The following is a 12705-nucleotide window of genomic DNA, read 5'->3' as shown; positions in this document are numbered from 1 at the left end:
GAATAAAAAAGCCCTTCACCGCAAAGTGAAGGGCTTTTTTGTGTGTGCGGGCTGCCAGAGGCGAGATTAGTCGATAGCCTCTGCTTCCTTCTCCAGGACACTTTCGGCGTGGGCCGTTTCGGTGCTGGGTGTGGAAGGCGTGCTGGGGGGGCGGAATCGCCCGAGGATACGGGCGAAATATTAGCTGCGTGATAGCCTTTGTCACCCCTGACGATGTCAAAATTGACTTGCTGGCCGGCCTTCAGGGTTCGGTAGCCTTCCATCTGAATAGCGGAATAGTGCGCGAACAGATCCTCCCCTCCTTCATCTGCAAGAATAAACCCATATCCCTTTGCGTTGTTGAACCACTTCACGGTACCGGTAGGCATAACGATTCCCTCTAATTGCCTGAGTGGCCAATTGGCCACCTTACAGAGTTTTTATATTTATTTGACCTGCGGATTAATCGACTGCGATCCTATCTGCGATTAACGGTTGTGAACGTGCAGGCACTAACTCTTGTAGACAACTGGTATGGGAATGTCAAGAAACCCAGGTGGAGTCTGTGATGTCTCTGTGTCGTTGGACAAATAAGGTTACAATGGCAGGTCGTTGATGGTTGCGTTAGTTGCAACATCGAAGCTCGAAAGAATTCATTGATAATTGTTATGAGTATTCTGCAGATCATTAAACTAAGCTCCGATGAGATTGATGGAGACCGCTATGACCAGGAAGATTCCGAGGGCGATCTCGCATTGGAGGAGGCGCCACCACAGCTAAAGCGGCCTCCAATGTATAAGGTCATCATGCTTAATGATGACTACACCCCCATGGACTTTGTTGTAGAAACCCTGGAGCTGTTTTTTTCAGTCAACCGGGAGCGCGCCACACAGTTGATGCTGCAAGTACACACGCGGGGAAAAGCAGTGTGCGGTGTCTATACTCGGGATATAGCGGAGACAAAGGCCGCGCAGGTCAATCAATTCGCCCAGGAGAATGAACACCCCCTGTTATGCGAAATTGAGGCGGATGAAAGTAAAGACGATTGATCTTGAGTAGAGCTGTTTTTATGCAAGGGTCCCGTCACCTGAAGGGAATCAGCCAGGATATAGACGCCGGCAAAGGGTGCGCGCCTACCAGCGGAGTCGGCGGGAAATATTGGCGATTAGGGTTTGAGGTTTAGATGCTCAGCAAGGACTTAGAGGTAACGCTTAATCTGGCGTTCAAGGGTGCGCGCGCAAAACGGCACGAATTCATGACCGTAGAGCACCTATTGCTGGCGCTTTTGGATAATGAATCGGCTGCTGATGTGTTGCATGCCTGTGGGGCCGATCTAAGCGCGTTGCGACGTGAATTGCTGGAGTTTGTAGACTCCACAACACCATTGATTCCTGAGGCTGACACCGATCGTGAGACTCAGCCAACACTTGGATTCCAGAGGGTCCTGCAGAGGGCCGTTTTCCATGTCCAGTCATCCGGCAAGAAAGAAGTTACCGGTGCCAATGTCCTGGTCGCCATCTTTTGTGAACAGGAAAGCCAGGCGGTTTACTACCTGAAGCAACAGAGCGTTGCACGTATTGATGTGGTGAATTACATCACCCACGGTATCTCCCGTGTTGGGTCCAGCGGCAATAATCACCACCACGGCTCCGATACAGCACCGGAGCAGGTTGATGAGGAGATTAGTGGGGGTGCTGAACCCGGTGGCTCCGATCCCCTGGAGAGCTACGCGACCAACCTTAACCAGGAAGCCATTCTCGGCCGTATTGACCCCTTGGTAGGACGTGGGCCTGAAGTCGAGCGGGTTACCCAGGTTTTGGCCCGCCGCCGCAAGAACAATCCGCTATTGGTTGGCGAGTCTGGTGTTGGCAAGACTGCCATCGCCGAGGGGTTGGCTCGTCGTATTGTTGATGAGGACATCCCCGAGCCACTGAAAGACAGCACAATTTACTCACTTGATCTCGGTTCCCTGTTGGCCGGGACCAAGTACCGCGGTGATTTCGAGAAGCGATTCAAGGCATTGCTGGCCGAGTTGAAGAAACGAGAGCATGCGGTACTGTTTATTGATGAAATCCACACGATTATCGGTGCCGGTGCGGCTTCCGGTGGTGTGATGGATGCTTCCAACCTGCTCAAACCATTGCTTTCCAGTGGTCAGCTGCGCTGTATAGGTTCCACTACATTTACCGAATATCGTGGTATTTTTGAGAAGGATCGTGCACTTTCCAGACGTTTCCAGAAGATCGATGTGAATGAGCCCTCGGTCGATGAGACCATACAGATTCTGCAGGGCCTGCGGAGTTGTTTCGAGGACCACCATAAAGTGCGTTTCACCGATGCAGCTCTGGATGCGGCGGCACAGCTTTCCAGTCGCCATATTACCGAGAGATTCCTGCCTGATAAGGCGATTGATGTGATTGACGAGGCCGGCGCCTATCAATCCCTGCTGCCGACAGAGGATCGCACGGAAGTGATCGGTGTTTGTGAGATTGAATCCGTAATCGCAAAAATGGCCCGGATACCGGCCAAGAGTGTCTCCGCGTCGGATAAAGAGCAGTTATCCAGGCTTGATGACAACCTTAAGATGGTTGTTTTTGGTCAGGATGGTGCGATTGAAGCTCTCAGTACGGCAATCAAGCTAAGTCGCGCAGGTCTTGGTGCCGAGGAGAAGCCTATAGGTTCCTTCCTGTTTTCGGGCCCCACTGGCGTTGGTAAAACCGAGCTGTGCCGCCAGCTGGCGAAGGTGATGGGCATCGAGCTGATTCGTTTTGACATGTCCGAATACATGGAGCGTCACACGGTTTCCCGCCTGATTGGTGCACCACCGGGTTATGTGGGTTTTGATCAGGGCGGGCTGCTGACAGATTCTGTGACCAAGCACCCACACAGCGTGGTGTTGCTGGATGAAATTGAGAAAGCACACCCCGAGGTATTCAACCTGTTATTACAGGTGATGGATCACGGCACATTGACGGACAACAATGGGCGCAAGGCCGATTTCCGCAACGTGATCTTGATTATGACCACAAACGCGGGCGCTGAATTGATGAGTCGACGTTCAATCGGCTTCTCCAGTCAGGATCACTCCAGCGATGGCATGGAGGAGATCAAGAAGATGTTCACTCCGGAGTTCCGCAATCGCCTGGATAGTATTATCCAGTTTGGTTCCCTGCCATTGGATGTGGTCAAGACGGTGGTGGATAAGTTTATTGTTGAGTTGCAGGCGCAACTGGACGATTCCCGCGTAACGCTGATCGTGGATGATGAAGCGCGCGAGTGGCTTGCTGTTCGTGGTTACGACGAAAAAATGGGTGCACGCCCTATGTCGCGCCTGATTCGCGACAAGCTGCGTAAGCCCCTGGCTGAGGCGGTCTTATTTGGGGAGCTGGCGGAAGAGGGCGGTCGCGTAGCCGTTACCATCGAGGATGATGAGCTGGCGATAAAAACTGCAATACCCGCCTGATTTTAGGCTGGCGCAAATCAAAAAAGCCACCGAAAGGTGGCTTTTTTGTGTCTGGACAAGCGGCCGGTAAAGGCGCTTTCCCAGGCGAGCAGTTTAACGGGCGCGGTAGGTAATACGCCCTTTGCTCAGGTCGTAGGGGGTGAGTTCCACCTTGACCTTGTCGCCAGTGAGGATGCGAATGTAGTTCTTGCGCATTTTTCCAGAAATGTGCGCAATTACCACGTGTCCGTTTTCCAGCTTTACGCGGAAAGTGGTATTTGGCAGGGTGTCAATCACCTCGCCTTCCATTTCAATATAATCGTCTTTTGCCATGCGGCAGCAACCTTCAAATAAACTTGATCAGACCATTTACCCCGGTGGCACACTGGCCTAGCCGCGGCTCGACGGGCGAGCATTTTGCACGAAAAGGCTGGATAGAGCAAAGGGCGCGTATTAATCCGCTAGAGAGGCTTTAGTCTCCAGCGGTTTTCCTTGAGCATTTCAATTGGCCGAAACTGGCTTTTATAGGCCATTTTGTGGCATTTCTCGATCCAGTAGCCCAGATAGAGATTGGGAAGCCCGAGTCGCCTGGCCCACTCAATCTGATAGAGGATACAGTAGCTGCCCAGGCTGCGTTTGTCCTCATCCGGATCGAAAAAAGTATAGATTGCGGAAAGGCCCGCAGTGAGCAGGTCGGTAACCGCCACAGCAATCAGCTTGCCCCGCGCGCGCAATTCGATATAACGCGTGGCTCCCCAGGCCTGGCTCAGGAAACTGCGGTACTGATCACGGCTCGGGGGATACATCTCGCCATCGGCATGGCGTTGTTCGATGTAGCGGGCATACAGCTCGTAATGTTCGTCGGTGTCGATGGACTCAATGTGGAAGATATCCAGGTCCCGATTGCGCCTCCAGCAACGGCGCTGGTTGCGATCCGGAACGAACAGGCTCACAGGTACCCTTGCCGGTACGCAGGCTTGACATGTAGCGCACTGTGGTCGATACAGGTAGGCGCCACTGCGCCGGAAGCCCAGCTCGGACAGACGATTGTACAGGCGTTGATCCACCTCTGTCTGTGGGTCCACAAATACAGTAGTGGCCTCCCGGTCCGGCAGATAGCCGCAAGGGTGAGGAAGAGTGGCTAACAAGCGGACAGAGTCCAGTTGAGAATATTTACCCATAAGTCCACGAAAGCTTCCAAGGCTGTGAAAAGGCAGGCTGCTTCACGCCGCTTTCCAGCAAGTGTTCGAAATCCCGGCGACACAATTCAACAGCGCCCAGGCTGGTCAGGTGCGGGTTGCTTACCTGGCAGTCGACCAGCTGGCAGCCCCACAATTCTAATTGCCGGATGAGGTGGACAAAAGCGACTTTGGAGGCGTCGGTTTCACGGTGAAACATTGACTCCCCAAAAAACACTCTACCGATGGCCAGACCATACAGTCCGCCGACAAGTTTGCTCTCCCGCCATACTTCCACAGAGTGGGTATGGCCAAGGCGGTGCATTTCGATATAGGCCTGACACATCTCATCTGTAATCCAGGTGCCATCCTCGCCGGACCTGGGTGCACGACAAGCCTCGATAACATCTTCGAACGCCTGATCAAATGTAACCTGGAAGGTCTCCCGGCGCAGTACTTTTCGCAGGCTGCGCCCGATCTTGAACCCCTGGGGAATTACCACGCAGCGAGGGGAGGGGCTCCACCATAGAATTGGTTGTTGATCCGAATACCAGGGAAATATACCGCGCCTATAAGCTGCGAGTAGCCACTCGGGAGTCAGGTCGCCACCAACTGCGAGCAGGCCATTGGGATCATCCAGAGCGGACTCTGTGGGAGGGAAGTCGATATGGTTTTGATCGAGCCATATCAAGCGGCTTTGGGTATTCCTTGCCACGAGCTGACTCCTGTCAAAATTGGATGGGGGTACCCGGGTGGAGAGGTTTCCTCCCGGGTCGGGGGCCTTTATTGAGCGTCGAGGAAACGCTCGGCGTCCAGGGCCGCCATACAGCCAGTGCCGGCAGAGGTCACTGCTTGACGATAGATGTGATCAGAGACGTCGCCTGCAGCAAAAACACCGGGTACAGAAGTCTGGGTCGCATTACCTTCCAGGCCGCTTTGGACGATGATATAGCCACCATTCATTTCCAGCTGGCTTTCAAAGATGCCGGTATTCGGTTTGTGACCAATGGCGATAAACACACCGGAAACGTCTAGCTCCTTGGTGGAATCGTCCTGGGTACTGCGAATGCGCAGCCCGGTTACGCCATTGTCATCACCCAGAACCTCGTCGAGGGTGTGGTGCCAGCAAACCTTGATATTGCCGTTTTCCACTTTGTCCATCAGGCGGTCTTGCAGGATCTTCTCTGCTCGTAGTTCATTGCGGCGGTGAATCAGGGTCACTTCACTGGCGATATTGGACAGGTAGAGCGCCTCTTCAACCGCAGTATTACCACCGCCAACAACGGCAACTTTTTGGTCGCGATAGAAGAAACCGTCGCAAGTCGCACAAGCGCTGACGCCGCGACCCTGGAAGGCCTCTTCGGAAGGCAGGCCGAGGTATTGAGCGGAGGCGCCGGTGGCGATAATCAGCGAGTCACAAGTGTAGGTTTCATTGCCCTTAAGGGTGAACGGGCGCTGTTTCAGATCTACCGATTCGATGTGATCGAAAATGATCTGGGTATCGAAGCGCTCGGCATGTTGTTGCATCTGAACCATCAGGTCAGGACCCTGCAGTTCCGGTATGCCACCTGGCCAGTTTTCGACTTCTGTAGTAGTGGTCAACTGACCACCTTGCTGCATACCGGTAATGACTACCGGGTTTAAGTTGGCACGGGCAGCGTAAATGGCGGCGGTATAGCCAGCGGGGCCCGAGCCGAGAATGATCAGTCGATGATGGTTATTGCTCATGAAACTCTCTTTTTGACTGTCGGTGTGCAAAGTTTACCCGGCTAACCGGGGTTTCACTCTCCCGGCCATTTTTTGATCAGCCGAGACTATCAAATTGGCCGATATAATAGGCGATAGTTACAAGTCGGCGAAATAGTTTGGCTTAATTTGTTCCATTGGAAAGCGCTATTTGTGGCTGGCCTTGCGTCATGGGGGGTAGCGAAGTGGCGATGAATATATTCAAAATATATCCATAATTGGCATTAAGAAAAGAAGTTAATTAATTGATTTATATGGATAAAAATAATTTTTTTGAGCAAGGTTTATTCTAAGGCGGAAACATAAATTTGGCTATGAACTAGACATCGGTCAATTTTGCGGCAGTCCAGGTGCTATCGCTGAAGCCTACAAATAAGGCGGTGGTTTCATGCAATACCGCGAGTAACAGGGCAGGTCACCAGGATGAGACTGAATAGAAGATTTGTCCCACTCAATCTGGATGAGGATATTACTGGACACCCAATCATGCTTTTTAGCTTGAGCGAGGAAGCTCAGGCTTTCGTTTCGGAGATTGTGGATGATCAGGCTCTCTATCGACCTGGAGCCGTGAGGGCAACAGCGAGCGAGTTTGCATGGACCGCCGGATTTGGCTGAGCTATTTGCATCGCACAATCTGCAAGCCAGGTGCGATATCGTTGCGGATGGGTACAATGTCGGCACTAAGGTTCTGGACTTGATGTGTGGTGATGGTGAAGTGAGCTAGGCGCTGGGTGAATGCGCAAAACTCGCAATTTCTGCGCATTGGCCCGGGAATTCGCGCTAGAACTGTTGAGATCAAGGTGGGAGATACCAGGGCACTGCCTTATACCGGGGAATCTTTTGATGTGCTAGTGCTCAAAATGGGCCTCCATGAGGTACCCAGGATTGACCAGACACTGGTCTTTCGGGAGGCTTACCGGGTAATAAAACGGGTGGCCGTTTTGTTGTCTTGGAGCTGTTACCGGGCTTTGGTGTTTTGCAGGATGCTATTGCAGGTGTTGTACAAAAATCCAGCATGTTGGCACTTTGTGAATCCCAGGCATTTGACCGCTATTTTCCCCGGGAGGACCAGTTGCTGTGGTATTTAAAAAGTACGGGGTTTGTGGGCACTGAGCAGGTTTTCAATTCTGTTTTTTGATTCAGCACTCAGGCAAGGCTGGATGCCGAACTGGCCGGTGACCACAGCAAACTGGATATTTTGAACCGTTTTGCGCGGGATAGGATGACGCAAGCCTTACTTGATGAGGCATCCTGGCGGGAAAATGGAGAGGATATATCCATGGATATATCCGAATGTATCTTTCGCACTTACAAGCCACAGTCAGGCTCGCGACAATAGAAACAAACCGCGAGCCAACTAACTGAATGTTGTTGGTAAAAAGTTTAAGGTTGGGCGCCCACCGGAAACATTGGGCTGTACGATGATTGATTAAAAATTGACTGTGGTCAGGCTTCACTGTCCAAATTTTGCCCGACAAAAAAGTGACTATCGGTATAGATTCCAAACAATTGCCGATCTGCTAAAAATTCTGCATACAACAAAATAGTATTGAGGTAAGCCATTGAAGGCCGAAAGCGCAACTGAAGAGACCTCTGAGAAGAGCGGTGCTTTGCCGGATTCACTGATCGCCCGTTTAATTCGTGAAGGGGCATTGATCAGTCTGCTGGCTGGGGCACTGTTAATCGCCATCAGCCTGCTGAGTTACGATTCGCAGGACCCCGGCTGGTCCCATACCGGACAGTCCAGTCAAATTCACAATGCCATCGGTCCAGCCGGAGCCTGGCTTGCCGATGTGTGTTTGTCACTGCTCGGCTGGATGGCTTATTTATTTCCATTACTTATCGGTTTAAGAGCCTACCGCATTTTGCGTGATCGCAATGCGCGCTTCCATGGCCCCCTTTTTGCTCTTAGGGTTTTTGGCCTCATTCTGGTATTGGTCAGTGGCGCCGCACTGGCAACACTCTGTTTTGCCCCTGCTGAGAACCCACTGCCATTTTCCAATGGTGGAATTATTGGTGCGGCGCTGTCCGGTGTGACCGCTGCCAGCCTTGGCTATGTGGGTGCTACGATTTTATTGCTGGCGGTTTTTGCTATTGGTATTACAGTATTTACCGGTCTGTCCTGGCTAAAGCTTGCGGAATCCATTGGTCGCAATGTACTCGGGTTGTTCGCCCTGCTTGCCAGTCTCTTCAAGCGCTGGCGCCAGAAGCGCATAGAAACCCGTGTGGCGCGGGAGGCCATAGTCGTGCGTAAGGCGGCAGTAGAAGAGGAGAAACAGCGCACGGCCAAACGCATACCGCCAAAGATTGAAGCAACAGCGCCAAAGCCCAAGCAGAGCCCGCGTGCGGCCAAGGAGAAGCAGGGTGAGCTTTTCAAGAGTGGCCCGGTTACCGGCATCTTGCCGCCCCTCGGTTTATTGGACCCTGCTGACCAGAATAAGAAGGCGGGCTTCTCGCGGGAATCCCTGGAAGCTTTATCCCGTCTGCTGGAGTTAAAGCTGAAAGATTTCGGTGTTGTGGCTGAAGTGGTATCCGTTCTGCCTGGCCCGGTAGTGACCCGCTTTGAAATCCAGCCGGCTCCGGGAGTGAAGGTAAGTAAGATTTCCAACTTAGCCAAGGACCTCGCTCGCTCCCTGGCTGTAATCAGTGTGCGTGTAGTAGAAGTTATCCCTGGCAAGTCGGTAGTGGGGGTTGAGATCCCCAACGAGAACCGCCAAATGGTGCGCCTCAGTGAAGTTCTGTCAGCGGATGTCTACGATAACGCCAAGTCCCCTCTGACCCTAGCTTTGGGGCACGATATTTCCGGCCAGCCAGTGGTGGCAGACCTCGCTAAGATGCCGCATTTACTGGTGGCGGGTACAACCGGCTCCGGTAAATCTGTGGGCATCAATGTGATGCTGCTCAGTCTGCTGTACAAGTCGACCCCTGATGAAGTGCGCTTGATACTGGTGGATCCAAAAATGTTGGAGCTGTCAGTTTACGAGGGTATTCCCCACCTGCTTACGCCGGTCATTACCGATATGAATGATGCTGCCAACGGCCTGCGTTGGTGCGTTGGCGAGATGGAGCGCCGTTATAAGCTGATGGCTGCAATGGGGGTGCGTAACCTGGCCGGTTTTAACCGCAAAGTGAAAGAGGCTGAAGAAGCGGGTGAACCCATACTTGACCCGCTGTGGCAACCGGACCCCGCCTTGAGTGTGCCGGAAGAGAACCAAACTGCGCCGGCGTTAAAGGCCCTGCCCGCCATCGTGGTGGTTATCGACGAGTTTGCTGACATGATGATGATTGTCGGCAAGAAAGTAGAACAGCTAATCGCGCGTATTGCACAAAAGGCGCGTGCTGCTGGAATTCACCTGTTGCTGGCCACACAGAGACCCTCGGTGGATGTTATTACCGGTCTGATCAAGGCGAACGTGCCTACCCGCATCGGTTTTCAAGTGTCTTCCAAAGTGGACTCTCGCACCATTCTTGACCAGGGCGGCGCTGAGCAGCTACTTGGGCATGGCGATATGTTGTACCTGCCTCCGGGTAGTGGCGTACCTGTGCGTGTGCATGGTGCGTTCGTGGATGACCACGAGGTACACAAGGTGGTCGCGGACTGGGGTCGTCGCGGCCAACCGGATTACATCGATGGCATCATCGATGACAGTAATAACAGCATCCCGGTGCCTGGCCTGCAATCTGAGGGGGGAGAGGATGAAGATCCCGAATCCGATGCCCTCTATGATGAGGCGGTCGCCTTCGTTACAAAGTCGCGTAAGGCTTCTATTTCCTCTGTGCAGCGTCAACTGCGGATCGGCTACAATCGGGCCGCGCGAATTATCGAAGCAATGGAGGCGGCCGGTGTTGTTTCCCCGCCAGGGCACAATGGCAATCGCGAGGTACTGGCCCCCCTCCCGCTTGAGCAGGAGGGCTTTCCGGGCGGGAGACAGGTTAAGCTACCGTTCACCTGGCCGTGGATAATCTTTATGGAAATCAACACACTGGAATTCAAGTATGAAAAGTGTTCTGCGCAGTTTATTAATAAGTCTGGCTGTTGCGACCAGTGCAGCTTGGGCCGATGCTACCGATGATCTCAGTACTCTGTTACAACCACTGGCAACTTTGTCCGGGAACTTCAAGCAGACCCTGATTGATGAGCGCGGCAAGGTGACCCAGAAAAGCAATGGCAGTTTTTCTGTGCAGCGGCCCGGTAAACTGCGCTGGAAAACCGGTGAGCCTTATGCCCAGCTGTTGGTAACCAACAATAAAACCCTGTGGCTCTACGATCCCGACCTGGAACAGGTAACAGTACGTCCAGTTGATGCGCGAATCAAAGAAACTCCTGCGTTGTTACTCGGCGGTAAGGTTGAAGAAATTCGTAAGTCTTTTAACGTAAGCAAGAAGGATGGGGTCTATCATCTGACACCGAAAAACCCCAAGGCGCCTTTCAAGTCGATGGAAATCCATTTTACAGAAAGCGGTCTGCCAGCTTCAATGACTGTCCGAGACAGCATGGGGCAAACAACCAAAATCAAATTCAGTGGTATGAAGGCTAACCCCAAACTTTCCGCTTCTCTTTTTACTTTCAAACCACCAGCGGGTACCGACATTATCAAAGATGAGTGATTTGTTTCAGTCTCCTCAAAGACATCAACCACTGGCTGCGCGTATGCGGCCTGACTCCCTGGCCTGTTATGTGGGCCAGTCGCATTTATTGGGAGAGGGAAAACCACTGCGCGAGTCAGTGGAGCGTGGCCAGCTGCACTCGATGATCCTTTGGGGGCCACCGGGAGTGGGGAAGACCACCTTCGCGCGTTTGCTCGCCCAAGAGTGCGATGCGCGTTTCGCAACACTCTCCGCGGTGCTGGCTGGGGTAAAGGATATCCGGCAGGCGGTAGCAGAGGCCGAGCAGCACCGGGCGCAGTCGGGTCGCGGCACTATCCTGTTTGTGGATGAGGTTCACCGCTTTAACAAAGCCCAGCAGGATGCGTTCCTTCCCTATGTGGAAGAGGGCACAGTGACTTTTGTTGGTGCAACTACAGAGAATCCGGCCTTTGAACTGAATAATGCGCTCCTGTCCCGCTGTCGTGTCTACCTGTTGCGCAGTATCCCCGAAATCGATCTGCTGGAACTGCTGCAGAGAGCATTAAAAACCGATCATCAATTGCTCGATCGCAAAGTTAGTGTATCGGAGGATGTATTGTGCAAGATTGCCCGCGCGGCAGATGGCGATGCGCGCAGTGCGCTCAATCTGCTCGAAGTAGCCTGCGACCTGGCTAGGGAGGAATCCGGAAAACTGGTTGTTGATGAAAGTGTGCTTACGGAGGTGCTTAGCGCGGACGTACGTCGCTTCGACAAAGGGGGCGATTACTTTTATGACCAGATTTCCGCCATGCACAAGTCCGTGCGTGGTTCAGACCCAGATGCAGCACTTTACTGGTTTGTGCGAACGCTCGACGGTGGCTGTGATCCACTCTACGTCGCACGCCGGGTAGTGCGCATGGCCAGTGAGGATATTGGCAATGCGGATCCGCGGGCACTTCAACTGGCACTCAATGCCTGGGATGTCCAGGAGCGCCTCGGAAGTCCCGAAGGTGAGCTGGCCATTGCTCAGGCGATTATGTATCTCGCTATAGCAGCGAAGAGCAATGCAGTTTACTCCGCATATAAACGCGCAGCGGCCGATGTACGTCGCGATCCAAGTTATGATGTACCTGTACATTTGCGCAATGCGCCCACCAAGCTGGCTAAAAGCCTGTCCCATGGGGCTGAATATCGCTATGCACATGACGAGCCTGATGCTTTTGCTGCCGGCGAAAACTATCTTCCCGAGGAGATTGCAGACCGCCAGTATTACCAGCCAGTTCCCCGCGGGCTGGAGCTGAAGATTTCAGAAAAGTTGCAGATGTTGCGACGTCTCAATGCTGAAAGTGCCCAGCAGCGCTACAAACAATCCGTAAGTAATAGGGGAAAGTAGCAATGCAGTGGCTCGCTATTGCCGTTGGAGGTGCACTTGGGGCAATCCTTCGTCATCTGATCACAATTTGGTGCTCCCCGGTTTTTAACGGCAAATTTCCCCTTGGTACCTTGGTGGTCAATATAACCGGTTCATTTTTGATCGGCATTGCTTATATATTGATCATCCACCGCGCGATGCTGGGAGAGGAGTGGCGTCTCCTGCTGATGACAGGGTTGTTTGGTGCCCTCACCACCTTTTCCACTTTCTCCCTAGAAAGCCTGATACTGTGGCACAATGGCCAGCCATTGGTGGCAATTGGCTATATTGTCGGCAGCTTAGTGAGTTGCCTGTTAGCCACTGGGGCCGCTGTCGCTTTAGCGGCACGGTATTTTTAACCCAAGTTTATTCAATATTTTGTT

General features: G+C 52.8%; 12 protein-coding genes and 2 pseudogenes. 9 read left to right on the top strand and 5 right to left on the bottom strand.

Features of this window, described 5'->3' with window-relative positions; genetic code table 11:
- Positions 1-152 precede the first annotated feature (152 nt).
- Positions 153-368, bottom strand: a pseudogene (cspD, locus tag GL2_RS22490) (cold shock domain-containing protein CspD); the annotation flags it as partial.
- Positions 369-647: 279 nt separating this feature from the next.
- On the opposite strand from cspD, the gene clpS reads away from it, so the two are divergent.
- Positions 648-1028, top strand: coding sequence for an ATP-dependent Clp protease adapter ClpS (gene clpS, locus GL2_RS18545; protein ID WP_143732223.1), 381 nt, complete (start codon positions 648-650; stop codon positions 1026-1028).
- A 134-nt stretch (positions 1029-1162) separates the two neighbouring features.
- Positions 1163-3442: an ATP-dependent Clp protease ATP-binding subunit ClpA gene (clpA, locus tag GL2_RS18540; RefSeq protein WP_143732222.1), complete on the top strand. Its 2280-nt coding sequence runs from the start codon at positions 1163-1165 to the stop codon at positions 3440-3442.
- A gap of 93 nt (positions 3443-3535) precedes the next feature.
- Here the strand turns inward: clpA and infA are convergent, their stop codons facing one another.
- From infA to trxB, 4 genes are all read right to left on the bottom strand, one after another.
- On the bottom strand, positions 3536-3754 hold the full coding sequence (gene infA, locus GL2_RS18535; protein WP_010130378.1) for a translation initiation factor IF-1: 219 nt from the start codon (positions 3752-3754) through the stop codon (positions 3536-3538).
- A gap of 128 nt (positions 3755-3882) precedes the next feature.
- A complete protein-coding gene (locus GL2_RS18530) occupies positions 3883-4602 on the bottom strand; it encodes an arginyltransferase (RefSeq protein WP_143732221.1) in 720 nt (239 codons plus the stop codon).
- Entirely contained in the window at positions 4595-5314 is a 720-nt protein-coding gene (aat, locus tag GL2_RS18525) for a leucyl/phenylalanyl-tRNA--protein transferase (RefSeq protein WP_143732220.1), read from the bottom strand. The genes GL2_RS18530 and aat overlap by 8 nt, the downstream gene beginning before the upstream one ends.
- Before the next feature lie 68 nt (positions 5315-5382).
- Positions 5383-6327, bottom strand: coding sequence for a thioredoxin-disulfide reductase (trxB, locus tag GL2_RS18520; RefSeq protein WP_143732219.1), 945 nt, complete (start codon positions 6325-6327; stop codon positions 5383-5385).
- A 441-nt stretch (positions 6328-6768) separates the two neighbouring features.
- Here trxB and GL2_RS18515 point away from each other — a divergent pair, with 441 nt between their 5' ends.
- The 7 genes and pseudogenes from GL2_RS18515 to crcB all read left to right on the top strand — a co-directional run bounded on the left by GL2_RS18515 (position 6769) and on the right by crcB (position 12681).
- Positions 6769-6960 carry a hypothetical protein gene (locus GL2_RS18515; RefSeq protein ID WP_143732218.1) on the top strand — a complete coding sequence of 64 codons (192 nt, stop codon included), beginning with the start codon at positions 6769-6771 and terminating at the stop codon, positions 6958-6960.
- A 116-nt stretch (positions 6961-7076) separates the two neighbouring features.
- Positions 7077-7217: pseudogene (locus tag GL2_RS22485) on the top strand (hypothetical protein); the annotation flags it as partial.
- Positions 7218-7294: 77 nt separating this feature from the next.
- Positions 7295-7483 (top strand): hypothetical protein, encoded by a 189-nt coding sequence (locus GL2_RS22040; RefSeq protein WP_232053682.1) that lies wholly within the window; start codon positions 7295-7297, stop codon positions 7481-7483.
- A 424-nt stretch (positions 7484-7907) separates the two neighbouring features.
- Positions 7908-10418 (top strand): DNA translocase FtsK, encoded by a 2511-nt coding sequence (locus GL2_RS18505; RefSeq protein WP_370452078.1) that lies wholly within the window; start codon positions 7908-7910, stop codon positions 10416-10418.
- Complete coding sequence (gene lolA / locus GL2_RS18500) at positions 10342-10953, top strand: outer membrane lipoprotein chaperone LolA (RefSeq protein WP_143732216.1); 612 nt, start codon at positions 10342-10344, stop codon at positions 10951-10953. Before GL2_RS18505 ends, lolA begins: the two co-directional genes overlap by 77 nt.
- Positions 10946-12304, top strand: a complete 1359-nt coding sequence (locus tag GL2_RS18495; protein WP_143732215.1) for a replication-associated recombination protein A — start codon at positions 10946-10948, stop codon at positions 12302-12304. Before lolA ends, GL2_RS18495 begins: the two co-directional genes overlap by 8 nt.
- A 2-nt stretch (positions 12305-12306) precedes the next feature.
- Positions 12307-12681, top strand: a complete 375-nt coding sequence (gene crcB / locus GL2_RS18490; RefSeq protein WP_143732214.1) for a fluoride efflux transporter CrcB — start codon at positions 12307-12309, stop codon at positions 12679-12681.
- The last annotated feature ends 24 nt before the right edge of the window (positions 12682-12705 follow it).

Source organism: Microbulbifer sp. GL-2, assembly GCF_007183175.1.
GTDB lineage: Bacteria > Pseudomonadota > Gammaproteobacteria > Pseudomonadales > Cellvibrionaceae > Microbulbifer.
Note: the sequence above shows the minus strand (reverse complement) of the source record. Positions and strands in the feature narration are given on the sequence as shown.